Annotated in this window: 28 protein-coding genes and 1 pseudogene; 22 read left to right on the plus strand and 7 right to left on the minus strand. The window is 63.4% G+C overall.

The features are described from left to right. The first annotated feature begins 122 nt into the window (after nucleotides 1-122). Nucleotides 123-1,115: a 2-dehydropantoate 2-reductase gene (locus EAG14_RS04500; protein WP_121728188.1), complete on the plus strand. Its 993-nt coding sequence runs from the start codon at nucleotides 123-125 to the stop codon at nucleotides 1,113-1,115. A gap of 106 nt (nucleotides 1,116-1,221) precedes the next feature. Here the strand turns inward: EAG14_RS04500 and EAG14_RS04505 are convergent, their stop codons facing one another. Both EAG14_RS04505 and EAG14_RS04510 read right to left on the minus strand, forming a co-directional pair. Next, on the minus strand, nucleotides 1,222-1,758 hold the full coding sequence (locus tag EAG14_RS04505) for a transposase (RefSeq protein ID WP_121728189.1): 537 nt from the start codon (nucleotides 1,756-1,758) through the stop codon (nucleotides 1,222-1,224). A gap of 33 nt (nucleotides 1,759-1,791) precedes the next feature. Further along, nucleotides 1,792-2,304, minus strand: a complete 513-nt coding sequence (locus EAG14_RS04510; RefSeq protein WP_121728190.1) for an Lrp/AsnC family transcriptional regulator — start codon at nucleotides 2,302-2,304, stop codon at nucleotides 1,792-1,794. 86 nt (nucleotides 2,305-2,390) lie between these two features. Here EAG14_RS04510 and EAG14_RS04515 point away from each other — a divergent pair, with 86 nt between their 5' ends. From EAG14_RS04515 to EAG14_RS04610, 20 genes are all read left to right on the plus strand, one after another. After that, on the plus strand, nucleotides 2,391-3,293 hold the full coding sequence (locus EAG14_RS04515) for an EamA family transporter (RefSeq protein ID WP_121728191.1): 903 nt from the start codon (nucleotides 2,391-2,393) through the stop codon (nucleotides 3,291-3,293). 131 nt (nucleotides 3,294-3,424) lie between these two features. Continuing rightward, nucleotides 3,425-4,180 (plus strand): beta-ketoacyl synthase chain length factor, encoded by a 756-nt coding sequence (locus EAG14_RS04520; protein ID WP_121728192.1) that lies wholly within the window; start codon nucleotides 3,425-3,427, stop codon nucleotides 4,178-4,180. Then, complete coding sequence (locus tag EAG14_RS04525) at nucleotides 4,173-4,949, plus strand: 1-acyl-sn-glycerol-3-phosphate acyltransferase (RefSeq protein ID WP_121728193.1); 777 nt, start codon at nucleotides 4,173-4,175, stop codon at nucleotides 4,947-4,949. Before EAG14_RS04520 ends, EAG14_RS04525 begins: the two co-directional genes overlap by 8 nt. Then, on the plus strand, nucleotides 4,936-5,196 hold the full coding sequence (locus EAG14_RS04530) for a phosphopantetheine-binding protein (protein WP_099656452.1): 261 nt from the start codon (nucleotides 4,936-4,938) through the stop codon (nucleotides 5,194-5,196). Before EAG14_RS04525 ends, EAG14_RS04530 begins: the two co-directional genes overlap by 14 nt. Before the next feature lie 52 nt (nucleotides 5,197-5,248). Next, nucleotides 5,249-5,509, plus strand: a complete 261-nt coding sequence (locus tag EAG14_RS04535) for an acyl carrier protein (RefSeq protein ID WP_099656451.1) — start codon at nucleotides 5,249-5,251, stop codon at nucleotides 5,507-5,509. Between the two features lie 22 nt (nucleotides 5,510-5,531). Next, the gene (locus EAG14_RS04540) at nucleotides 5,532-6,083 is read left to right on the plus strand and encodes a hypothetical protein (protein ID WP_121728194.1); all 552 of its coding nucleotides are present in this window, start codon (nucleotides 5,532-5,534) and stop codon (nucleotides 6,081-6,083) included. 58 nt (nucleotides 6,084-6,141) lie between these two features. Continuing rightward, a complete protein-coding gene (locus EAG14_RS04545) occupies nucleotides 6,142-7,854 on the plus strand; it encodes an AMP-binding protein (RefSeq protein ID WP_121728195.1) in 1,713 nt (570 codons plus the stop codon). Then, the gene (locus EAG14_RS04550) at nucleotides 7,851-8,627 is read left to right on the plus strand and encodes a glycosyltransferase family 2 protein (protein ID WP_121728196.1); all 777 of its coding nucleotides are present in this window, start codon (nucleotides 7,851-7,853) and stop codon (nucleotides 8,625-8,627) included. The genes EAG14_RS04545 and EAG14_RS04550 overlap by 4 nt, the downstream gene beginning before the upstream one ends. Further along, entirely contained in the window at nucleotides 8,624-9,622 is a 999-nt protein-coding gene (locus tag EAG14_RS04555) for an acyltransferase (protein ID WP_121728197.1), read from the plus strand. Before EAG14_RS04550 ends, EAG14_RS04555 begins: the two co-directional genes overlap by 4 nt. Nucleotides 9,623-9,690: 68 nt before the next feature. After that, the gene (locus EAG14_RS04560) at nucleotides 9,691-10,131 is read left to right on the plus strand and encodes a thioesterase family protein (protein ID WP_121728198.1); all 441 of its coding nucleotides are present in this window, start codon (nucleotides 9,691-9,693) and stop codon (nucleotides 10,129-10,131) included. Continuing rightward, nucleotides 10,128-10,757, plus strand: a complete 630-nt coding sequence (locus tag EAG14_RS04565; protein ID WP_121728199.1) for an outer membrane lipoprotein carrier protein LolA — start codon at nucleotides 10,128-10,130, stop codon at nucleotides 10,755-10,757. Before EAG14_RS04560 ends, EAG14_RS04565 begins: the two co-directional genes overlap by 4 nt. 30 nt (nucleotides 10,758-10,787) lie before the next feature. Then, the gene (locus EAG14_RS04570; RefSeq protein ID WP_121730297.1) at nucleotides 10,788-13,145 is read left to right on the plus strand and encodes an MMPL family transporter; all 2,358 of its coding nucleotides are present in this window, start codon (nucleotides 10,788-10,790) and stop codon (nucleotides 13,143-13,145) included. Nucleotides 13,146-13,219: 74 nt separating this feature from the next. Continuing rightward, complete coding sequence (locus tag EAG14_RS04575) at nucleotides 13,220-13,774, plus strand: DUF3261 domain-containing protein (RefSeq protein WP_162995910.1); 555 nt, start codon at nucleotides 13,220-13,222, stop codon at nucleotides 13,772-13,774. Then, on the plus strand, nucleotides 13,774-14,973 hold the full coding sequence (locus EAG14_RS04580) for a beta-ketoacyl-ACP synthase (protein ID WP_121728201.1): 1,200 nt from the start codon (nucleotides 13,774-13,776) through the stop codon (nucleotides 14,971-14,973). The genes EAG14_RS04575 and EAG14_RS04580 overlap by 1 nt, the downstream gene beginning before the upstream one ends. After that, the gene (locus EAG14_RS04585) at nucleotides 14,973-15,461 is read left to right on the plus strand and encodes a hotdog family protein (protein WP_240456937.1); all 489 of its coding nucleotides are present in this window, start codon (nucleotides 14,973-14,975) and stop codon (nucleotides 15,459-15,461) included. Before EAG14_RS04580 ends, EAG14_RS04585 begins: the two co-directional genes overlap by 1 nt. A 154-nt stretch (nucleotides 15,462-15,615) precedes the next feature. Next, nucleotides 15,616-16,383 (plus strand): 3-ketoacyl-ACP reductase FabG2, encoded by a 768-nt coding sequence (locus EAG14_RS04590; RefSeq protein ID WP_121728202.1) that lies wholly within the window; start codon nucleotides 15,616-15,618, stop codon nucleotides 16,381-16,383. Then, a complete protein-coding gene (locus tag EAG14_RS04595; RefSeq protein WP_121728203.1) occupies nucleotides 16,380-17,636 on the plus strand; it encodes a beta-ketoacyl-ACP synthase in 1,257 nt (418 codons plus the stop codon). The genes EAG14_RS04590 and EAG14_RS04595 overlap by 4 nt, the downstream gene beginning before the upstream one ends. Further along, the gene (locus EAG14_RS04600; protein ID WP_121728204.1) at nucleotides 17,637-18,044 is read left to right on the plus strand and encodes a hypothetical protein; all 408 of its coding nucleotides are present in this window, start codon (nucleotides 17,637-17,639) and stop codon (nucleotides 18,042-18,044) included. Between the two features lie 85 nt (nucleotides 18,045-18,129). After that, on the plus strand, nucleotides 18,130-18,564 hold the full coding sequence (locus EAG14_RS04605) for an excinuclease ATPase subunit (protein ID WP_121728205.1): 435 nt from the start codon (nucleotides 18,130-18,132) through the stop codon (nucleotides 18,562-18,564). Between the two features lie 19 nt (nucleotides 18,565-18,583). Next, entirely contained in the window at nucleotides 18,584-19,354 is a 771-nt protein-coding gene (locus tag EAG14_RS04610; RefSeq protein ID WP_121728206.1) for a 4'-phosphopantetheinyl transferase superfamily protein, read from the plus strand. Nucleotides 19,355-19,611: 257 nt separating this feature from the next. Here EAG14_RS04610 and EAG14_RS22655 read toward each other — a convergent pair whose 3' ends face one another. The 5 genes from EAG14_RS22655 to EAG14_RS04635 form a co-directional block, all read right to left on the minus strand. Beyond that, a complete protein-coding gene (locus EAG14_RS22655) occupies nucleotides 19,612-20,277 on the minus strand; it encodes a hypothetical protein (protein ID WP_162995911.1) in 666 nt (221 codons plus the stop codon). A 120-nt stretch (nucleotides 20,278-20,397) separates the two neighbouring features. After that, nucleotides 20,398-21,462 carry a site-specific integrase gene (locus EAG14_RS04620; protein ID WP_240456938.1) on the minus strand — a complete coding sequence of 355 codons (1,065 nt, stop codon included), beginning with the start codon at nucleotides 21,460-21,462 and terminating at the stop codon, nucleotides 20,398-20,400. Between the two features lie 38 nt (nucleotides 21,463-21,500). Continuing rightward, entirely contained in the window at nucleotides 21,501-21,755 is a 255-nt protein-coding gene (locus EAG14_RS04625; protein WP_121728209.1) for a hypothetical protein, read from the minus strand. Then, a complete protein-coding gene (locus EAG14_RS04630; RefSeq protein WP_121728210.1) occupies nucleotides 21,752-21,982 on the minus strand; it encodes a hypothetical protein in 231 nt (76 codons plus the stop codon). Before EAG14_RS04630 ends, EAG14_RS04625 begins: the two co-directional genes overlap by 4 nt. Next, complete coding sequence (locus EAG14_RS04635; RefSeq protein ID WP_162995912.1) at nucleotides 21,979-23,001, minus strand: DNA cytosine methyltransferase; 1,023 nt, start codon at nucleotides 22,999-23,001, stop codon at nucleotides 21,979-21,981. The genes EAG14_RS04630 and EAG14_RS04635 overlap by 4 nt, the downstream gene beginning before the upstream one ends. Here EAG14_RS04635 and EAG14_RS04640 point away from each other — a divergent pair. Next, nucleotides 22,991-23,335, plus strand: a pseudogene (locus EAG14_RS04640) (capsid portal protein); the annotation flags it as partial. The gene EAG14_RS04635 and the pseudogene EAG14_RS04640 overlap by 11 nt on opposite strands. Nucleotides 23,336-23,501 lie beyond the last annotated feature (166 nt).

Consider the following 23,501-nt stretch of genomic DNA (forward strand, 5'->3'; position numbering starts at 1 on the left):
ATGACCCAGCGTCGCCTGGGCGCCAGACGGCGCCTGGCTGGGCCCGCACAATGCCCACACCGCGTTCACCAGGGCCTTGCACGGCACGCAGGCCCTGCGGTATTTCAGGTAAGTCTCACACCATGCACTTCATCGTTCTGGGCGCAGGCGCCATTGGTTGTTATGTGGGCGGGCGCCTAGCGGCCCACGGCCAATCTGTTTGCCTGGTGGGGCGCCCCCACGCGCTGGCGCCGCTGCAGGCGCACGGCCTGCGGGTGAGCGACCTCGACGGCTTTGACCGCCAGGTGCCCGCAGCCGCTTTGGCGCGGGTGCACACGCTGGCCGATGCCTCGCCCGGGGCCGACAGTGTCATCCTGCTGTGCGTCAAAAGCGGCGCCACGGCATCGGCCGCGCGCGAACTGGCGGTGGCTTGCGCACCAGGCACCCCCGTCCTCTCGCTGCAAAACGGCGTGGACAACGTCGCCAGCATTGCCGCCCTGGCGCCGTGCTTGACGGTACTGGCAGGCATGGTGCCCTACAACGTGGTGCTGCGCGGCGCCCATGTGCACCGCGCCACCGCAGGCCCCATGCAGTGGCAGCGCGACGCCATCACCGAGCGCATTGCCCCGGTCTTCAACGCCGCAGGCTTGGCCACCGTGCTGCCGCCCGACATCTGCGCCGTGCAGTGGGGCAAGCTGCTGCTCAATCTGAACAACCCGGTCAATGCGCTGTCCGACCTGCCCCTGCGAGAGGAGCTGCTGGACCGCCACTGCCGCCGTGTCTTGGCCGCGCTGCAAAACGAGGCCTTGCACGTGATGGCCCAGGCGGGCATCGCCCCCGCCCAGCTCACGGCCGTGTCGCCCACCCTGTTGCCCCACGTGCTGCGCCTGCCCAATTGGCTGTTCACCCGGGTGGCCCGGCGCATGCTGCAGATCGACGCCACCGCCCGCTCATCCATGTGGGACGACCTGGAGGCCGGGCGGGTGACAGAAATCGACGCCCTGTGCGGCGCCGTGGTGCACTTGGCTGCCCAGCAGGGCATGGCGGCGCCGTTGAGTGTGCGGATGTGCGCGTTGCTGAGCGGGCCGAGGTTGCGCCTGTCTGGTGCGGAGATGCGGATGATGTTGGGGGTGTAGGTGCGGTGCTTTGTCGGGTTACACTGCGCTAACCCGACCTACGATGAGGCACTGTAGTTACCCGTAGGTCGGGTTAGCCTGCAAGGCGTAACCCGACGCACGCCCTTCACTCCCGCCCGACTCCCTCCAGGTCCGGCGCCACTTGCCCCCAGTCGGCTGGGTAAATCTCCGCCGCCACATAGCGCCGAAAACTCGAATACGGCCACTCCGATGCTGACTTAGCCCAGCCGTGCTTCACCGGGTTGTAGTGGATGTAATCCACATGGCGGGCGTAGTCGTCTTCGTCGCGAACCCGGTGCTCCCAATAGCGGTGTTGCCACACGGCCTGCTCCTGCTTGGCGGCGCGGGCTGCATCCTTTGCGCCGCGTTGATGCACAGGGCCATGTTTGGTGAACCAAGTCTTGATGAGCCGCCAGCGGGTGGCAAAGTCTGCATCGTCTGGCGGCAGCGTCCAGAGGCAATGCACATGGTCAGGCAGCACCACCATGGCATCGATGGAGAAAGGGCGCGATGCGCGCACCGCGCGGAAGGCGGCGCGCAGGGCTTCGACGGCGGCTTCGGATTGCAGCAGGGGGCGGCGCTGGTGGGTGACGACGGAGAAGAAATAGGTGGCGCCCGGGTTGAAGGCGCGGCGGTATTGCATGGGGTGGTGTGGGGGCGTAAGGAGGGGGTCGGGTTACGCTGCGCTAACCCGACCTACGGGCGTAGCGGGCGTTGTCTCCAGCGCCACATGCAGCCCCGCTTTCAGGCACCCCAGCGCCACCGAAGTCCGAAACCGCCGCACGTTGTCGTCGCCCTCAAACAGGCGCTGCGTCAGCGCTTCGTAGTCGGCCATCGAGGCCACGTTCACCACCAGCAGGTAGTCTGCTTCGCCCGTTACGCTGTAGCACTGCTGCACGGCCTCTTCGGCGGCAATGCGCTCGCGCAGCGGGGCGGTGCGGTCGGGGCGCTCGTTTTCCAGGTGCACTTCCAGCACGATGGTCAGTGGCTTGCCGACCTTCACCGGGTCCAGCACCGCCACGTTGGCGCGGATCACGCCGCTGTCTTTCAGGCGCTGGATGCGCCGCTGCACGGCCGGCGCCGACAGGTTCACGGCCTGCGCAATCACGCGCTGGGGCGTGGTGTTGTCGGACTGCAGGATGTTGAGGATGGCAAGGTCAAAGCGGTCAAGTGCAGCGGTGGTGGTCATGCAAGGCCCCTGGAGTGAGCGAAAGTTGCGTTCAAGGCCCCAAAACAGAGCCAAAAGCACGCACCAGACGCACTACATTTTTGCGCATGACTGCATCCCGTCTTCAACGTTTCTTTCCCTTCCTTGCGGTGCTGGGCTCCGTCACTGCCTTGGGGCTTGGCACTTCGTGGGCCAAGCAGGTGTTGTTTCCGGCCGTGGGCGCGCAGGGCACCACGGCAGTGCGGGTGGGCCTGTCGGCGGTGTTGATGCTGCTGCTGTGGCGCCCCTGGCGCTGGCGCCTGTCGCGGGCCGATGCAAAGGCCGTGGCCCTGTATGGCGCTGCGCTGGGCGCCATGAACCTCATGTTCTACATGTCCATCCAGACCCTGCCATTTGGCCTGGCCGTGGCCATCGAGTTTGCCGGGCCGCTGGCCGTGGCCATCTGGTCATCGCGCCGCGCTATGGACTTTTTGTGGGTGGCACTGGCCATGGTGGGCCTGGGCTTGCTCCTGCCTTTGGGGCTGAGCGGCAGCACGCTGGACCCGGTGGGGGTGATGTATTCGGTGGGTGCCGCCGTGTTCTGGGCGCTGTACATCATCTATGGCAAGCGGGCCGGGCATTTGCACGCGGGGCAGTCGGTATCGCTGGGCCTGCTGGTGGCCGCGATGGTGGTGGTGCCCGTGGGCGTGGCGCACGCAGGCGCTGCGCTGCTGTCCCCCTCGGTGCTGCTGGTGGGCCTGTGCGTGGCGGCCATTTCCAGCGCCATCCCCATCTCGCTGGAAATGATGGCTTTGAAGCGCCTGCCCAAAGAGGCCTTCGGCATCATGATCAGCATGGAGCCAGCAGTGGCTGCGCTGCTGGCACTGCCGCTGCTGGGGGAGCAGTTGAGCGCCATCCAGTGGCTGGCCATCGGGTGCATCGTGGCGGCGTCGATGGGCAGTGCCATGACGGCGGGGCGATCCAAGGCGGCGCACCTTGCCCGCAGTGAGCCTGTCACGGTCTCCGGATAACCCGGAGCGTGGCAGGAGGCTGCAGTGCCTCTTGTGTGGTCGGCCAGCCCAAGTGTCGGGTTTTACCCAGAGGCCGAAGGGGCTTTCTGCGACAATCCCTGGATAACAAGTGAGTGGATTGAGGGAAAGCCGTGCGAGCAGTGTTCGCCATCAAGGCGTGGGCTGCCGTAGCACCTGGCCTGCAAAATCAAGCGCAATGGTTGCAGTGGGCACAGGCCCCTGCCTGCCCGGTGGGTGTGGCCGAGGTCGATTTGGCCCATGTCCCGCCTATGTCGCGCCGCCGTCTGGGCCTGTTGGCCAAGATGGCGGTTTCTGTCGCCGATGCGGTATTGCCTTCAGGCCAAGGGGTGGATGTCCCCATGGTCTGGGCTTCGCGTTACGGTGATGCTGAAAAAATGATCGCCCTGCTCAAGAGCCAGGCCCAGCAAGAGCCTTTGTCTCCGACCGCCTTTGGGCTGTCTGTGCACAACGGCGTGGGGGCGCAGTATTCCATTCTGCGGGGTGTGCGTGCCAACGCCGTGTGCGTGGCTTCATCGTATTGCGCCCCTGAGGCCGGGGTGGTGGAGGCGGTGAGCCTGCTGCAAGAAGAGGGGCGCGAGGTGATGTTGGTCTGTTATGACCAGCCTCTCGCCAGCGAATACGCAGCTTTTCATGATGAGCCCGTGGCTGACTATGCGTGGTCGTTGCTGCTGGAGCCCTTGCGCTCGGGCTGCGAAGGGTTTGCGCTCCAGGCTTTGGACGCTGATAGCAGTTTTGAGCGCGATAGTTCTGCTGCTGCGCTACCGCACGGGTTAGATGTCCTTCATTTTTTGTTGCAAGCCCATCGCAAAAACATGGTCTGCTCTCATGCAGCGGGTCAGTGGCTTTGGGAGCGTGTGCATGCTTGAATCGATCAATAGGGTGTGGCGCATTGTGGCCACGGGGTTTTGCTTTTCTGTTTTTGGATTGGGCGGGCTGGTTTTGCGCTGCGTGGTGTGCCCGCTGCTCACCGTGGTGGTACGCGCGCCAGCGCGCCAGCAGCAGTGGTCGCAAACCATCATCCATTACTGCTTTCGCTGGTTTGTGGCCTTGATGAATGGGGTCGGTGTCATCTCCTATGAGGTGCATGGCCTGGATCGCTTGAAGCGGCGCGGACTGTTGATCCTCGCCAATCACCCATCGCTGATTGACGTGGTGTTTCTGATTTCCTTTGTGCGCCATGCCGATTGCATCGTCAAAGCGCAGTTGTCGCGCAACCCCTTCACGCGCGGCCCCATCCGTGCGGCTGGTTTCATCACCAATGGCGATGGTGCGGGTTTGCTGGAAGACTGCGTACGGTCACTCAAGGCGGGCAACAACCTCATCGTATTTCCGGAGGGCACGCGCACGCCGCTGAGTGGCCCCGTCAAGCTGCAGCGTGGCGCAGCCCATGTGGCTGTGAAGGGGCGTGTGGACATCACGCCTGTGCACATCCACAGCAGCTTGCCGATGCTGACCAAAGGAACGCCATGGTGGAAAGTGCCCGCACGCAAACCCCATTTCACGATCGAGGTCCGTGAAGATATTGAGATTCACGATTTTTGTGCATCGTCTGCCAGCGAAGCATTGGCGGCACGCCATGTGACTGAGCATTTGTCAGAACAACTTTTTAAGAGATCAGCCTGTGCCTCAACTTGAGCAAGAGATCAAAGAGATCATCATTTCGTCCCTGGCGCTGGAAGACATCACCCCAGACGACATTGACCCTGTGGCACCTCTGTTTGTGGAGGGCCTGGGGCTGGATTCCATCGATGCCCTGGAGTTGGGTCTGGCATTGCAAAAGCGCTACGGGCTGAGCCTGTCCGCCGATTCGGAGCAGACACGCCAGCACTTTGGCAGCGTCCGTTCCCTGGCTGCCTTCGTGGCAGCCCATCGCGCGCAGTAGCCCAGTCCCAGTCTGCGCGAGACAAGCACCACAGTTTTCACGGTTACTGCATATGAACAAAGAAGCCATTTATGAGCGCATCGCCTCTATCTTGCAAGAGACTTTCGAGATAGACGCCAGCCGCATCACCCCGGACGCCCGCCTGTACGACGATCTGGACATCGACAGCATCGACGCTGTGGATTTGATCGTCCAACTCAAGCCCTGGGTGGGCAAGCGCTTGAATGCCGATGCCTTCAAGGCTGTGCGCACGGTGCAGGACGTGGTGGACGCTTTGCACCAATTGGTGAACGAGCCCGCGCCCGCAGCCTGAACGCGACTACGACCTGCGCGCCATGCACAAGCTGGTGACCGCCATGCTGGTGGTGTTGACGGTGTTGTACCCACTGGGCGTATACCTGGCCATGGGCCGTGTGGCTCCGCAGTGGCTGGCCGTGCTGCTGGTGCTGCTGGCCGTGCTGCGCGCGGTGGTCACGCGCCAGCGCTTTTGGTGGGCAGTAGCCTTGGGGGCTGCGGTGCTGGCCCTGGCTGCCTGGTGGCAGGGCGATGCGCTGGCCGTCAAGCTCTACCCGGTGCTGGTCAACGCCGTGCTGCTGGTGGTTTTCACGTTCAGCCTGCGCCACCCGCCCTCCGTGGTGGAGCGACTGGCCCGGCTCACCGAACCTGGCCTTTCGACCTCGGGCGTGCGCTACACGCGCAAGGTGACGGTGGTGTGGTGTGTGTTCTTTGTGCTTAACGGCGCCGCCGCTGCCTATACCGCCACCTTCAGCAGCGACGCCACCTGGGCCCTGTACAACGGTCTCATCGCCTACATATTGATGGGCTGCCTGATGGGCACTGAGTGGTGCATACGGCAATGGGTGAGGCGCCGCGAAGCCATGGCCTGATCCAGAAAAACTGCTTTCCCTGTTCCAACAACTCCAAGAATCCAGGAATCGAGCAAAGGTGAATACTTTCTCAGCATTGTCCGAAGTGGCACTGCCGCAGTCGCGTGCGGCCACGCATGCGGTGGCGGCCGTGGGCGGGCGCACGGTATCGCATGCAGACTGGCTGCACAGCGTGCAGGCCTGGTGCGCAGCCTTCCAGAAGGTGCCGGGCACCGAGGTGGGCCTGTATTTTGACGACCCACTGTCCTTTGCGGCAGCGCTGTGGGGCGCCTGGCACGCGGGCAAGACGCCAGTGCTCGCCAGCGACCTGCAACCACACACCTTGGCACACCTGCTGCCCCAGGTGCAGGCGTGTGCGGGCCTGCTGCCGGACGCTGTGCTGCCGGACGGCGCTGGCGCCGCAGCCGTGGTGCTGCAGCCTCTGTCGTTGCGTGATGCGCGGGTGGTGATGTTCACTTCTGGCTCTACAGGCGCCCCTGAGCGCATTGCAAAGCACCTCTCTCAGCTGGATGCCGAAGTGCATGCCCTGCAGGCCGTGTTCGGCGCCCTGGCCGATGCGCCTGGCCTGCGCACGCTGGCCACGGTGTCGCACCAGCACATCTATGGCTTGTTGTTCCGTGTGCTGTGGCCGCTGGCCGCAGGCCGTCTGCTGGGCACTGACTTCTTGCGCTACCCCGAAGAACTGGTGGCGCAGCTGTCCGTGCCTGGGCCTGCGTTGCTGATTTCGAGCCCGGCCATGCTCAGTCGCCTGCCGGACCATCTGGACTGGGCGGCCGCGTCGCAAGGGCTGCGCGGCATTTTTTCGTCGGGCGGCCCTTTGCCTCCCGATGCGTCAGCGCAGAGCCTGGCCTTGTTCGGGCACTCGCCCACCGAGGTGTTTGGTAGCTCTGAGACCGGCGGCATTGCCTGGCGGCGCAGGGCTGAGCAGGGCGATGCCTGGCAGCCCCTGCCGGGCGTCCAGGTGCGCCTGGCCGACAGTGGCTGCCTCTTCGTGCGCTCGGGCCACTTACCCGATGCAGCGGTGTGGTGGGAGACTGCCGACCGTGCTCTGCCGCAGGACGGTGGTACAGGCTTTGTGCTGCAGGGCCGGGCTGACCGGATCGTGAAGATCGCGGAGAAACGCATTTCCCTGACGGCCATGGAAAACGCTCTGTTGGCCAGTGGATGGGCGACCGCAGTCAAAGCGGTGGTGCTTGAGTTGCCTCACTCTGCGGCCCGTGTGGGTATGGTGCTGGAGCTCAATGACGCGGGCTGGCTGGTCCTGCAGCAGCAGGGGCGCAGGCAGATGGGCGCTGCGCTGCGCAGCTTGCTCGAGCCCTGTGTGGACCGCGTGGCGCTGCCGCGCAGCTGGCGCTACGTGGCACGTCTACCGCAAAACGCGCAAGGCAAGACCACGCAGCATGACCTGCTGGAGCTGTTTCGCCCGCTGATGCCGCCGCCCCAATGGCTGCAGCGCAGTGCGCACCAGGCGACGGCCAGTTTGCGGGTGGATGCGCAACTGCGCGTGCTGGATGGACATTTTCCTGGCGCCCCCATCGTGCCAGGCGTGGCGCAACTGCACTGGGTTGTGGCGCTGGGCATGCAGGCTTTTGGCATCCCTTCGGCTTTTTTGCGGGCCGAGGTGGTCAAGTTCCAGCAACCCATCCTGCCCGGTGACACCGTGCAGGTCCAATTGCAATGGGTGGCTGACAAAGGGAGCTTGCAGTTTGCCTTGACCTCTGAGCGCGGATCGCATGCCAGCGGGCGACTGGTACACGGGGTGCAGGCATGACCGTGCCCAGGTTCAACCCGGTGGCCATCATCCCGGTCTACAACCACCCCACCACCATTGGCCGCATGGTGCAGGGCGTGCTGGACGCTGGCCTGCACTGCATCCTTGTGGACGACGGCTCCGAGCCCGGCTGTGCTGCGGTATTGGACGCGCTGGGTGTGCAGCATGGGGCCTTGGTCACGGTGCTGCGACTGGTGCACAACCAGGGCAAAGGGGGCGCCGTGATGACGGGGATGCGCCATGCGCTGGCAGCTGGCTACAGCCATGTGCTGCAGATCGACGCTGATGGGCAGCACGCCGTAGCCGACATCCCCGAATTCATTGCGTTGGCCCGAGCCCAGCCTGACGCCATGGTGTGTGGTGCGCCACGCTATGACGCCAGCGTGCCCAAAGCACGCCTGTATGGCCGCTATGCCACCCATGTGTGGGTGTGGATCAACACCTTGTCGCTGGACATCGAAGATTCGATGTGCGGCTTTCGTGTCTACCCGCTGCGCGACGCGATTGGCGTGATGGACGGCGCCCGCATTGGCAAGCACATGGAGTTCGATACGGAGATCCTTGTCCGCATGCACTGGAAGGGCGTGCCTTTCATCACGCAGCGCACGGCTGTGACCTACCCGCAGGATGGTTTGTCGCACTTTCGCGTGTGGCGCGACAACGTGCTCATCTCGGGCATGCACACCCGCCTGTTTGGCGGGATGCTGCTGCGCAGCCCTGTTTTGCTCGCACGCAAGCTGTTGGGGCGTTCCCGTCGCAGGTCGGTGGCATGACGGCACGCGCACCTCGGGCCCAAGCCACGACGCAGGATGTCACCTCGCAAGAGGTGCCGCACTGGGCGCATTTGGGGGAAAGCACCTTTGTGGCTGGCATGTGGCTGCTGTACCAGGTGCACCGGTTTCTGGGTCGCTGGCCGTTCCTGGCGTGTTTGTACCCTGTTGTGGCGTACTACTGGCTGGCCAAGCCGGTAGCACGCCGCGCCTCCTTGCAGTATCTGCAGCGCATGCAGGCGGCCCATGGCTTGTGGCCTGCGGTGCCGGGCTGGCGGCAGAGTCTGCAGCACTTTCGGGTGTTTGCGCAGGTGATTTTGGACAAGCTGTTGGCGCTCACCGGGCGTTACCGGTTCGAGCGCGTGGCTTTCGTTGGGGGTGAGTCGCTCGATGCTCTGCTGGCGCAGGGGCGAGGGGCGGTGGTGGTTACCGCGCACATGGGCTGCATCGAGCTGTGCCGCGCCATGGCTGAACGGCGTGAGGGGCTGCGGCTCAACGTTCTGGTGCACACGGCCCATGCCCAGCGCTTCAATCGGCTGATGCAGCGCCTGGCGCCGGACAGCGGAGTGCAATTGTTGCAGGTCACTGAATTCAACGCGGCCACCGCCATCATGCTGGCCGAGCGCGTGGCGCGTGGCGAGCTCATTGCCATTGCGGGCGACCGTGTTCCTGTGCACGAGAGCCGTGTCACGCACGCCCCGTTCCTGGGGCATGAGGCCCCTTTCCCTTGTGGTCCTTACATCCTGGCGGCGGTGCTTGAATGTCCGCTCTACTTCATGGGCTGCGTGCACGAAGGCGAGGGCTATGCCGTGGAGTTTGTGCCGCTGGCCGACCGCGTGCAGCTACCGCGGGCCCGGCGCGAGCAGGCCATTGCCGAGTACGCATCCCTCTACGCCCAGCAGCTCGAGCGCATGCTGTGCAAGGCGCCCTACGACTGGTTTAACTTTTTCCCCTTCTGGGAGCAAGGCGTGGCTGCGCGTCCTGCTTCCACTGCTTGATCCCATGATCAATGGACTCTCCCCCATGAGCTGCACCCCCGTGTCCTATTTTTCCAGGGGGCTCTTTTATGCCGACTGACAAAGAGCTGGCATCGCGCGATCGGCTGACTTGCGAGATCGACATCACACCGGCGTTTTACGACATCGACGTGATGGAGATCGTGTACCACGGCCACTACGTGCGTTACCTGGAGCTGGCGCGCAGCGCGTTGCTGGCGCAGTTCAACTACGACTACCCGCGCATGCGCGATTCGGGCTACGCATGGCCTGTCGTGGACATGCGCCTCAAGTATGTGCGCCCGGCCACCTTTGGCCAGACGCTCAAGGTGCGTGCCACCATCACCGAGTGGGAGAACCGCCTGCGCATCGACTATCTGCTGCGTGACGCTGCAACGGGCCACAAGGTCAACAGTGCACACACCATCCAGGTGGCGGTGGATATGCAGACACGTGCCATGTGCTTCGTCTGCCCGCCTGTGTTGTGGGAACGGTTGGGGGTGGCACCATGAGGTTCTCTGCATGGTGGTGGGCTATGGCACTGTGTGCGTTGGCGCTTGCTCCGGTGCATGCGGCAGAGCCTGCCGCGCAGGAGCTGCTTGCCCAGGTGCGCCAGCGTGTGCAGGACGCCCCTGTCGTGCGTGGCACCTTCGAGCAGCTCAAGACCGTCAAGGGCTTCAAGCAGCCACTTCGGTCCAGCGGCGATTTTGTTGTGGCGCGTGGCAGAGGCATCGTCTGGCATGTGCTGCGGCCGTATGAATCGCTGCTGGTCGTCAAACCTGACAGCCTGCAGTCGCGCGGCAGCGACGGCAAGGTGACCATGCAGATGCGGGCGCAGGATGAGCCGGTGCTGCGCACCGTCAATGCCATGCTGTTCGCCGTGATGTCGGCCAACCTGGCAGAACTCACCCAGCACTTTGAGGTGACGGGGCAGGTGGCGGCCAAGGGGTGGTCGCTGCACCTCGTACCCCGCGATCCCACACTGGCCCAGTGGCTTGCTGCCGTAGATCTGCAAGGCAACCAGTTCGTGCAAGAGGTCAAGCTGCAGGAGGCGCGTGGCGACAGCAGCGTGATTCGCATCACGGCCCCCGTGGCAGAAAACGCCTTGCGCCCGCAGGATGCGGCGCAGTTTGACTGAGGGTGGCGTAGCGCAATGCTTGTGAATTCCATGTCCCCCCAAGACGCCCAGCCAGGCTGGCTGTGGCGCACGGCGGCACTGGCCTGGCTGTTGGTGACCATCGCCGTGGGCGTGCACCAATGGCAGTTCTGGAAGCATGACGGCATTGACACCGACGTGATGGCCCTCTTGCCTGTGAACGAGCAGGCACCCGACGTGGCCCTGGCCACCGAGCAACTGGTGGGGCAGATGTCCCGCCAGGTGGTGGTGTTGCTGGGCACAGGCGAGTGGAACGAGACGCGCTCGGCTGCGCAAGTGTTCCGCCAGTCGCTGGGTGCGGGGGCTGGCGCGCTCCTGCGGGAAGACGCCATGGCGCAGAAGACCTCCATAGATGCCGCGCTCGGCTTCTACCAGCCCTGGCGCGATCGCCTGCTCACGCCCGAGCAGCGCGCCATGCTGGCGGGTACGTCCGATGCCGCACTGGTGCAAAAAGCGCTGCAGGACTTGTACCAGCCTGCTGTGCAGGCCCGCCTGTCCGATTGGGTGAGCGACCCCCTGGGCTTGTGGACACAGTGGTGGACTGCGCGCGGCGCGCAAAGCCAAGCGCGGCCACGCGACGGCGAGCTGTGGGTGGCGGCTGGCGGATTGCAGTGGTCGGTCCTGCAGTACACGCTGGAGGGCTCGGCCTTTCGCCTTTCGGGCGAGCCGGTACTGGGCAATGCGCTGCAACAGGCGCTGGCCAATGTGCAGGCGAAGTGGCCTGGCGCCCGCATGGTCGTGGCCGGCGTGCCCCTGCACGCTGAAGCAGCGGCTGTGCAGGCCAACCGCGAGATCAACACCATCGGCTGGGGCTCTCTTGCTGGCGTGCTGCTGCTGGCTTGGCTGGCCTTCCGTTCGCTGCGGCCGGTGGCGCTGGTCGGTGTTTCGCTGCTGGTGGGCTGCGCGGTGGCGCTGTCGGTCACGGCGCTGTTCTTCGCGCAGGTGCACCTGTTGACCTTGGTATTTGGTGCCAGCCTGGTGGGTGTGGCGGAAGACTATGGCATCCACTACTTTGCCAGCCGCCAGGGGGCGCCCGGACGCAGCCCGCATGGGCTCATGCGGGGGCTGATGCCAGCGCTGTGGCTGGCTTTGGGCACCAGCGCCATCGCCTATCTGGCATTGGGCGCTGCAGCCTTTCCGGGCTTGCGGCAGATGGCGGTTTTCTCGGTGGTGGGGCTCACTGCGGCCATGCTCACCGTGGTCTGCTGGTTCCCTTGGCTGGACCGGGGCAGCATGCCGCACAGCCCTGTGGCCCAGCGCATTGGCCAGACGCTGATGGCTTGGCCGCGCTGGCGCCATGCGCTGCCTGGCTCTGTGGCTGCCTGCTCGGTACTGGTGCTGCTCCTTTGGTTGCTGGGTGGCCTGCGCGTGCAGGATGACGTGCGCCAGTTGCAGAACGCCTCCACCCCTCTGGTGGCGCAGCAGCGCCAAGTGAGCGAGATCCTGGGCCTGCCCAGCCCTGCGCAGTTCTATCTGGTGCAGGGCAAGACGCCGGAACAGGTGCTGCAGCGAGAAGAGGAACTCAAAGATCGGCTCGACGCGCTGGTGGCGCGCCAGGTGCTGGCGGGTTACAGCGCCGTGTCAGATTGGGTTCCATCGGCCCGGCGCCAGGACGGCGATGCACAGTTGGTGGCCCGTGCCCAGACCGCCGTGTTCAAGGGGGTGAGCACGGCGTTGGGCGAAGACTTCGCGCTGGTTGGCCGCCCTGCATCTGCACCACTCACGGTGCAGGCCTGGCTGGCGCAGCCCATTTCGGCAGCCGCGCGGCCGTTGTGGCTGGGCGAGCGTGATGGCAGCTACCGCAGCCTGCTCATGCTGCGAGGTGTGAAGGGTGTCGAGGCGCTGCCCGTTTTGGAAGGCGCCGTGCAGGGCCTGGAAGGCGTGGCTTGGGTGGACAAGCCGGCCGAGATATCGGGCCTGCTGCAGCGCTACCGTATCTCCATGACCGAGTTGCTGCTGTTGGGACACGCACTGGTGCTGGCAGCTCTGTGGCTGCGCTTTGGCCGCAAGGCCTGGCGCGCCTGGATGCCCACGGTGCTCGCCAGCTTGGTGGTGGTGGGTGCACTGACGGCCACGGGTGCGCCCTGGCAGCTGTTCAACGTGCTGGCGCTCATGTTGCTGCTGGGCGTGGGCATCGACTACGGCATCTTCCTGCAGGAGCATGAAGACGACCCCCATGCCTGGCTTGCTGTGGTGATTGGCGCGGGCAGCACCTGGTTGTCTTTTGGTCTGCTCGGTCTGTCACAAACCCCCGCACTCAGGGCCTTCGGCCTGACGTTGATGTTGGGCTTGCCGCTGGTGTTGGTGCTAGCGCCCTTGTTTCGGGCGGGCATGGGCGATACGAACGACAAGAAAGTGGGGGCGAAATGATGCGCCAGCGAGAACGAGTTGACAGCCCCGACCGATTGGTGGCGAGGGCATGCGTGCCGTTGCTGGCCTTTGCGATGGCATTGCTGGCGGGCTGTGCCTTGCCGGGTGGCCCATCGGCTGGCGCAACCCACCCACCGTTGCTGGCGCTGGCACCCGCTGCCCTGGGCTGCACCGTGGGCGTACAGCAGCGGTTGACAGTCCAGCGCCCAGGCCAGCCTGCGCAGCAATTGGAAGCCTTGTTGGAGGTGGATGGGCAGGCTGTGCGCCTGGCCTTCTTCGTGATGGGGCAGGGCATGGGCACCATGGCCTGGGACGGCCTGCAGTGGGATACACAGCTTTCGCGCCACTGGCCTGCGCAGTTGACGCCTGAGCAAGTGCTCAGTGATCTGCAACTGGCTTTCTGGCCCACGCCGGTGGTACAGCAGGCTGTGGCGGCAATGGGGGCACCATGGCAATTGGAAAGCTCTGCCACTGGCCGTCGCCTGCTGCGTGATGGCAAGGAGTATGTGCGCGTGCAATTTGTGGAGAGTTCGGCGGTGGAGATCGTTTACCCCCAGGGCCCTTTCACTTTGCGGGTGGAGTCTCCTGGGGGCCCCCAACTGTGCGCTACTGCGCAGGAGCCGGTTTGATGTCCGCCACCACGCCCGTCTATCTGAACGCAGCATCGGCTTACAGCGCATTGGGGGTCGATGCCGAATCCATGCGTGCCCACCTGTTTGCGGACGCCGATCCCCAGACCTTGCGGTGGACAGACCAATACTCGCCGGGCCGTGTATTGCCCTTGGGGTGCTTGCCTGAGGGTGTTGAGCTGCCTGCACTGGACTTTGCACCGGCGCATCAGCGCTCTCGCAACAACGCGTTGGCCTGGGGGGCTCTGCACGCTTTGCAAGGTGCGGTCGCGCAGGCCATTGCACGTTTTGGTCCCACACGCGTAGCGCTCGTCGTGGGCACCAGTGCGGCCGGCATTGAAGAGGGTGAAGCCGCCGCCCGCTGCTTGTTCAATGAAGGGCGGTTCCCTCCTGGTTTTTCCTACCCTTTGCAAGAGATGGGGAACGTGGCTGAATTTTTGGCGCAGCACCTGGGTGTGCGTGGGCCAGCCCATACCATTTCTACCGCCTGTTCTTCTGGGGCCAAGGCGCTGGCGTCTGCCGCGCGGTTGCTGCGGGCGGGCATGGCTGATGCCGTGGTAGCTGGTGGCGTGGACGCGTTGGGCCGCTTTACCCTGGCGGGTTTCAGTGCGCTGGAGGCTGTTTCGGTCAAGCGCTGTAACCCTCTGTCCGTGCACCGCAATGGCATCAATCTGGGTGAGGCAGCGGCCTTCTTTGTCCTGAGCCGTGAGGCCGGGCCTGTCCGTTTGGCAGGCTGGGGCGAGTCGCAAGACGCGCACCATATGTCCGCCCCTGATCCCACGGGCCAAGGGGCTGCGGCTGCCATGCGGCAGGCACTCGCACGCGCGGGTCTGGAGCCCGCTGACGTGGACTACGTCAATCTGCACGGTACGGCCACGCCGCACAACGACGCCATGGAAAGCCATGCCGTGCACGCAGTGTTGGGCAATGGCGTGGCGGTCAGTTCCACCAAACCGCTCACGGGGCACGCTTTGGCGGCAGCCGGCGCGCTGGAGGCGGCCGTGGCTTGGCATGTGCTGCACAACAACCCGCAGGGCGTGCTGCCCGTGCATTGGTGGGATGGCATGGCCGACCCGGACGTACCCTCTCTGGCGCCTGTTGTACCCGGTCTGCGGTTAGGGCGCCCCGTTCGTGCCGTGATGAGCAATTCTTTTGCCTTTGGCGGCAGCAACAGCGCTCTGTTGTTCACAGCCGCCTGATGAGTGATGACAACGTGATGAGCAGCGAATTTCTTCCCATCGAAAACTACGTACCCCACCGCGGCGTCATGCTGCTGCTGGACCGCCTGGTTGCCGCAGACGAGGACACGGCTGTGGCCGAGGTGACCGTGCCACGCGACGGTTTGTTTTTGCAGGACGCAGGCATGCCCTCTTGGGTCGGCATGGAATACATGGCACAGACAGTGGCCGCCTGGGCGGGCTGGCGCGCGCGGCAAAAAGGGCAAGCGGTCAAGATTGGCTTTTTGCTGGGCTCGCGCCGGTACGAGGCAGTGCAGCCCTTTTTTGCACCGGGTCAGCGCCTTAGGGTCAGTGTGCGCTGCGAGTTGCTGGGCGACAACGGCCTGGGCATGTTCGATTGCCGCATTCATGCAGACGGTGACGTGGAGCTGGCCAGTGCGCGCGTTTCGGTCTTTGAGCCCGAAGACGGTGGCGCCTACATTGCCGCTGCGCCAGCGGCAAGTTCCTGAGAGATCCAGTGGGCGAAGACTTTGCCTGGAGATTGGGCCGCTCATTGTGCAAGGGTTACGCCAATGCCCAGCTGCACACATCGGGCATCCAGCAACACACTAAAAATCGCCATCCAGGAGATGGGCAGTAGATGGACGGTAGATGGACCAAAGAATGAATGATCTGACACACACAACGACACCTACGTCGGCTTCGGACACCACCGTGCTGGTGACGGGGTCCAGCCGAGGCATTGGGCGCGCGATTGCGCTGCGTCTGGCGCGGGCGGGCCACAACATCGTGGTGCATTGCCGCAGTGGCATGGATTTGGCCCAGAGCGCCGTGGCCGAAATTGAGGCCCTGGGCCGCAGCGCACGCGTGCTGCAGTTTGATGTGGCCGATCGCGCCGCCTGCGCGGCCGCACTGGAGGCCGACATGCAGGCCCATGGGGCCTACTACGGCGTGGTCTGCAACGCCGGCATTGCTATGGACAACGCCTTCCCCGCCATGACCGGCGAGGAATGGGACCGCGTGGTGCACACCAACCTCGACGCCTTCTACAACGTGCTGCATCCCGTGGTCATGCCCATGGTGCGCCGACGCAGGCCGGGGCGCATCGTTACCTTGGCCTCGGTCTCGGCGCTCATGGGCAACCGTGGGCAGGCCAACTACAGCGCTGCCAAGGCGGGTGTGATTGGTGCGACCAAGTCGTTGGCCATCGAGCTGGCCAAGCGCAATATCACCGTCAACTGCGTGGCCCCTGGCTTGATTGACACCGAAATGGTCAGCGAAGAGGTGCTGGAGCATGCGCTGGAGTTGATTCCCATGCGCCGCATGGGCACCGTGGATGAGGTCGCTGGCGTGGTCGCCTTCCTCATGGGTGCAGAGGCTTCGTACGTGACGCGCCAGGTGATTTCGGTGAACGGAGGTATGGTCGGATGAACGCTTCCCCTGGAACTACCAAGCGCCGTGTGGTCGTCACCGGCATCGGTGCGTTGAGCCCGTTGGGCAACGATTGGGCCACGGTACGCAGCCACCTGCTGAGCGGTCGCAATGCCATCCGCGTGATGCATGAATGGGCTGACTATGAAGGCCTGAGCACCCAGCTGGGCAGCACGGTGGCTCCCTTTGAGCTGCCCGCGCACTACAACCGCAAGACCATGCGCAGCATGGGGCGTGTGGCGTTGATGGCCACGCGTGCCACAGAGCTGGCCCTGGAGAGCGCGGGTTTGTTGGGGGACCCCTTCGTCAAGAGCGGGCAGATGGGGGTTTCCTACGGTTCCTCCGCCGGCACGCCCGCTGCCATTGGCGACTTCGGGCGCATGATGGCCGAGAAAAGCACCGAAGGCATCAACGCCAACACCTACATCAAGATGATGTCTCACACGGCGCCAGTGAACATCGGCGTGTTCTTTGGCACCACGGGCCGCATCATCACCACGTCCAGCGCCTGTACGTCGGGCAGCCAGGGCTTGGGTTACGCCTACGAGGCCATTCAAAGCGGCAAACAACTCGCGATGCTGGCAGGCGGTGCCGAAGAATTGGATGCGACGCAGGCTGCCGTGTTCGACACCCTGTTTGCCACCAGCACCAAGAACGGCACGCCCGAGCTGACCCCACGCCCCTTCGATGTGGGCCGTGATGGCCTGGTGCTGGGGGAGGGCGCATGCACCTTTGTCCTGGAAGAACTCTCGCACGCCCAGGCGCGTGGCGCGAACATTCTGGCCGAGATCATTGGTTTCGCCTCCAACTCCGATGGCACCCACGTCACCCACCCCAACCCCATCACCATGGCCCAGGCCATGCGCATGGCTTTGGACGATGCGGGCTTGCCCCCTGAGGCCATTGGCTACATCAACGCCCACGGCACTGCCACGGACCAGGGCGACATTGCGGAGACCCATGCCACCCATGCCGTGTTTGGCGATGCGGTGCCTGTGAGCACGCTCAAGGGCTACATGGGCCACACCCTGGGGGCCTGCGGCGCGCTGGAGGCCTGGATGACGCTGGAGATGATGCGTGAAGGCTGGTTCGCACACAACGCGAACCTGGTCGAGCCAGACCCGCGCTGCGGCGCTGTGGACTTCATCATGGGTAAAGCGCGTCCGTTGCATACCGAAGTGGTGATGAGCAACAACTTCGCCTTTGGCGGTATCAATACCTCTTTAATCTTCAAACGATGGAGCCATCAGTAAATGAAATCTATGCGCAAAGTGGGATGGACGGGTGCCTTGCTCCTGGCGCTTGCGATGTCCAGCGGCGCCGCAGTGGCGCGCACGGCAGACCTCTACGAACCCCCCAGAGTTTTGACGGTGGGTAGCCAGGCTACAGATTTGCAACACAGCCGTGATCGCATCATTGCTGCGGGCCAATCCCTTGGGTGGGCCGTGGTGCGAGAGACCCCCGAACTGCTGGAGTTGCAATACGACAAGCAGGGCAAGCACCAGGTCACTGTCTCCGTCACCTATGACACTTCGGGCTACCTGGTTCGGTATGTCACGAGCACCAACCTCAATTACGCCGAAGTGGATGGGCAGCGCAAAATTCACCCCAACTACAACCGTTGGGTTCGGAACTTGATCAAACAAATTGGTGGGCAGTAAAGCACCCATTGGCTGAGCTGCTTTGCAGACCGGGAATCGTCCCTAAAAACGCAACAGGTCTTCTGTGAAAGGCCGGGAGAGAAAAATGAAAAAAGCGATTGTTTTGCTGGCGACCCTCACGGCCATGGGCTTGGTCCATGCCCGTGACGAAGTGATCACATTGCCCCTGGATGAAGTGGTGCGATTGGGGGTTGAACAAGGCAAGTTGGACGGTAGCGTGGCGTTCCACCTGTCCGGTGCGAACACCCCCAAGGTGGTCGCCCGTCTGGGTGAGGATGTCTCCAACAAGAAGACCAATAGTGTGGGCAAGGACACTGCCACCGCTTGCAAATGGGCTGCACTGTCTGCCTTGATGGCGTTCCAGCAATCGGCCAAGGAAAAGGGTGCCAACGCTGTGGTGGACATGCACAGCTTCTACAAGCGCAATGCGGTGAAGGACCCGGTGACCTTCCAGTGCCACGATGGCAACATCGTGACTGGCGTGGCCCTCAAGGGAACCTACGCAAACATCGCGAAATAACCCGGCGCTGAGGACGGCGATGGAGTTGGAGCCCGGTCTTCGGCTGCTGCTGGCCCCGCAGGCCTTGATGGGGGGCGCGGCGCAGCAGCTAGAGCCTGGGTGGCTGACTGCAAGCGAGTTGGCTCGCGCCGCGGCCATGCGCCAGCCTGGCCGTCACCACGAATTCATGGCGTGTCGCTATGCCCTGCGCCACCTGCTCGCTCTGGTCTATGGCCATGCAAGCAGCACTTGGCGGCTCGATGCTCCTGAGGGAAAACCGCCCCGGCTCAACACTGCGGTGCATGGGGCCGTGCTGGCTGCAAACACCCACTTGTCTTTGTCACATAGCGCTTCCCTGCTGGCTTGTGCGGCCTTTCGCCAGCCTGTGGGGGTGGATGTGGAAGTGGTGGATGCACGCGCGGGCAAGCGCGACGTGCTGGCATTGGCTGGCTTGGCCTGTACCGATGAAGAGATGCGCCAATTGAGCGCCATGGCGATGGGGCCGCAGCAGCGCCTGTTGTTTCTGCAGTGGTGGACGCTCAAGGAGTCGTACTTCAAATGCACTGAAACGGGGGTAGACTTTTCACGCATACGCCGCATTGAGTGCCGTCCTGCGAATGCGGTGCCGGGATCTGGGCAGCTGCTGGCGCGGGCGCAATCCTGGGTTGGCAGCACACCCGCTGGTGAAGATGTCGTGCTGTCTGTGTGCACATTGGACAGCGCATTGCCCGCTGCCCAAATTCAAAACTGCGCGGAGATTGCCTGGCGCCAAGAAACCGAGTGGATGCTGGTCGAGTTGCCGAGCACCTGAGAGCGGATGAAGTGTTCAGCCGCCATAAAAAAGTCCGCAAGGGCATAGGCTCTGGCGGACTGGTGATTGGTCCCCTCGACAGGAATCGAACCTAAATAAGCCAGAAAGAGGCTGAATTCGGCCGAATCTTTGCGTATGGTGGCCGGAAAACCGTACTGCCAATTTCGGCTTAATTCGGTGTCCCTGTCCCGCTTTTTGTCCCGGTATGTTGGCAGCAATGCGAAGCCTGAGAAAAAACTCCCGCCCTGTCGTTTTCCTTACTTGCTTTTGAGTCTTTCAATCAGCGCACCGAGGCACTGATTGAACTCAGCTACCGTGTCATCGGAATAGGTCCGTTTCACTTCGCCCTCGACCATTTTTGTTTCAGCTACGCGAAGATCCACCGTCGTCAGAACGTCAGTTTGGCCAGGCTTGCGGTTGTAGCCGAGCACAATCTTTTTTTGATCGAGTATTGCCTCGACTGTGGGCGTTGTGTCCACGTCGACTAAGCCCAGGAATAGGGCATACCCAGGTGTGTCTGAATCTAGTCGAACAGGCTTAGCTGATGGGGCCCGGCCCTTCGACGACCGCACAAAGGCGTTGGCTGGGGCAGTGGGGCGGCTCTCCGCGCCCATGCCGTCGATCAGCCCCAGTTTTAGTGAATACCCCAAGCCATCAGAGCCGTTTGCACGCAAGTAGTAAGAGCCTATGACCTTAACGGGCGCCCCTTGTTTAGTGCTGAAGTCACGGGTAAGACCCGCAAATTCAAACCCACACGCAGTGGTTTTGCCTTCGACAGATTCAGTTAGCGGAGTGACAAGAATTGTTCCTGCGAGCTTAGTTACCAGATCATCAATAGCCTTTGTCTCTGCAGGCGCTGCAGCAATTGAGGCACTGCTGGAGAGCACAGCAGCTGCAGTGATAAACGTTGCTCTTAGGTTCATATCGGTGCTCGTTTTCTGTCCCGAGAAGGATTGCCTTTAGACGTCAATCCGAAGGCGTTGTGATGAAGCCGACGAGCACAATTTGACTGTGGGGCCGATCTCATCAGGTGCAACTGGATGTTAGCAGCTGTGTTTTTGCCCTAGAAACGCGTCCAGCTTACGGCGTTCTGCCCCTTGATCGGCGCCCTGAATCCACCGGCTGTAGACGCGGAAGAACATCTCGGGCGAGTGGCCCATCTGCATGGCCACCCATCCAGGGGTAAGGCCGGCCATCAGGCACGTGGTGGCGAATGTGTGCCGGGTCTGCCGCGCGTCGCGCGTCCGCACCTTCGAGGCCTTCACCGCCGGCTTCCACCAGCTGCGCAATGGCTCGTCGGTTGTAGTGAACGGCGCGCCCTCGTCAGACGTGAAAACGTGCCCCGCCGGTACCGCCCGTTTCCCCATGGCGGTGCGCTGTCGCTCCAGGGCCTCCAATGCCCTGGCCGACAGCTCCACGTTTCTGGCGCTCCATGTCTTGGTGCCCTTTTCCTGAAAGCGGGTAAGGGCCACGTCCACCTTCATGTAGCCGGTTTTCCGGTCCACCTTGGACCAGCGCAGGGCGATCAGCTCGGAAGGCCGCAGCCCGGTGAAGAACGCCACCTCGAAGTAGTTGCGCGGTGGCCCGGCGGGCAGGGCGGCCAGGATGGCCTCCACCTCGTCTATGGTGAAAGGGTCAGGGCCTGGGCTCTGGTGCTTGCGCATTTCCACCGCCTCGAAAAGCGGTTCGCGCAGCAGCTTGGCCTTGTAGCCGTACTCCAGCACCTGGCGCAGCACGGTGGCGCTGTTGTTGAATGTCTTTGGGTTCGCCGGCATCTTGGCCAGCAGCGCCATGGTGGCGCGGTAGTCCAACTCCACGATGCGCTTCTCGCGCCAGTCGTCAAAGTGATAGCTTGAAAGCACCTGCGCGTAATGGTCGGCGGTGCTGTGCTGCAGCTCAGGCGTTTTGATTTTTAGCCACTCTTTTGCGAGCTGCTTGAACGTGAGGCTCGGCGCGTCGCGCTTCACGCGTGGGCTGTCGGGGAAGTAGTCCGCCAGCGAGAACGTGCCGCGCTCGATCTTGCCCAGGATCTCGGCGCGCAGCCGTTCGGCGTACTTGATGTTCGCCGGCGTCGGTGGAAGGTCCAGGCGTTCTTTCCCGAACCCCACCGTTCGCAAATCAATCTGCAGGTGCTGGTCTCGAATAACTACGCCGGCAGAAGGTTTGCTTGTAGCCCTTGGCATTGCGGTGTCTTGCGCCGGCCTCGCTTGCTTTGGATGCTCGGGCGCTTGTCGATGAAGTTGTATAGCTCTTGAAGGTCGATCATCTTACGGCCCTCAAACCACTTCCAGACGGTGCGCTCTGGCCACTCCCCCGACAACCCCGTGCGTTCGTGAAAAAATGAACAAGGCAGGCCGGTTTCCTCAGATGCCTTTTCCACTGTCACCCAGCGCAAGCTCATTGCGCGCCCCCTTTCTTCTTTGTCAGCATTGCGTTTAGCGCACGGCCCGCAGCCTCCACATGGTCCGCGACTTCTTTCGGCATAACGTAAACACTGGCCTTCGGTGGTTGCCCCTCTTGGAAGGCCGGCAGCATGCCCATGAATAGCTGTGCTTTTTCTTGAGCAATAGGCGCCAGCACCACGCGCCCGTCAATCTTTACGTAGACGGAAACCGCTTCTATGTTCATGCCGTGCCACCTTCCCGCGCCACCGCCAGCGCCGCCACCATCGGCCGCACCCAAATGGGCGTGCTGCCCAGCACGAACGTTTCGCCGTTCTTGGCCAGCAGGATGGTCTGGCCCATCACTGTGCCGATGGCCTTGGCCGACTTGCGCGGCACCGCGTTGCCGATGGCCTCGCGCCAGCGCTGGTCGCTCGGTCCATCCAGTACAAAGCGCTCGCCTCGATCAGCAGGCCCGCCAGCTGCGAACCATTCCTCGGGGTCGATGAAGCTCTGCAGCGCTGCCAGCTCCAGGGTGGTGAATGGCCGGTGCCAGGTGCCATCCAGTGACCTGATGCGCGCCACCAGCTTGTCGTTGGCCGATGGCATTGCGGGCGATGCGGCCAGCGCGGTGGCACCGCCGGCCGGCCTCGGGTCGGCCACGCTCCACGGCCCGTTGTCGTGGCAGGCCGAAGCACTGACCGCGCCGGCCGGGTCCGAGTAGTGCACCACGCCATAGTGCCCGCCGGTCAGGTAGTGGTCGCCCTTGACGCGCTTGATGTTCGGGCGCGGGTCGGCCACCGCCACCGCGCCTTCGCCGGAAGTGCTGCCCGCGATCACGGCGCGCGTGGCATCGGCCCATGGTGTGACGTGCCACTTACCATGCAGCTGCGCGGGGTCATCGCCCGCACGCGGATCAGCCACAGCCTGGCCAGAACCGTGCGCGCTTGTCACCGCCCGCGCCGTCCGGTCCCAGGCCACGATGCGGTATTCGTTCGAGTGCTTGTCGGGGCCGCCGTGCCGTGGGTCGGCCACGCTGTACGCGCCCTGCAGCGGTCCCTGCTGCCCGGCCACCGTGCCGGTGGGCTCGCCCCAACTGCGCACGCCCAGCGCCTGGCCATCTTTCCAGGCGGCCGAAGGTGCAAAGCGCGGATCAGCCACCGAAAAATCACCGTTCGTCGGCCGGCTCTTGCCTGTCACGGTGCCGGATGGCTCGCTCCATTCCTTCACGCCCATCACGCCGGGGTAGCACGCGGGCAACTTCAAGAACCTTTTCATGCACGCACCCAACGGCAAGAAGGACGGGATTCAAGTGATTCCCTTGTCCGAGGTGGCCGCAAAGGACGAGTTTTTCAACATCAAAAACGTGAGCCGCGACGACTTGCTGGCGGCCCACCGCATCCCGCCCCAGCTGATGGGCGTGGTGCCTGGCAACACCGGCGGCTTTGGCGCGGTGGAGCCTGCCGCTCAGGTCTTTGCGCGCAATGAAATCGGCCCTCTACAGACGAGGTTTCTTGAACTGAACGACTGGCTCGGTGAAGAAGTGGTTCGTTTCGTTCCCTACACGGTGGGCGTGAAGCCGGGAGGTGCTACTAAATAGATAGCTACTAGCGCCTGTTGGTAAGGCGTTTGGAATGATTTTTAGAAGAGAACTGCATTTGAATCTGTGATGTTCTTACGTGCTTTGTTCGATTTATGCTCTGTGGACGAAATTAGCTATGGACCAATAAATGACCAATCCGCAGGAAATGAAGACAGACAAGTTT

The sequence above is a fragment of the Acidovorax sp. 1608163 genome, assembly GCF_003669015.1.
In the GTDB taxonomy this organism is placed as follows: domain Bacteria; phylum Pseudomonadota; class Gammaproteobacteria; order Burkholderiales; family Burkholderiaceae_C; genus Acidovorax.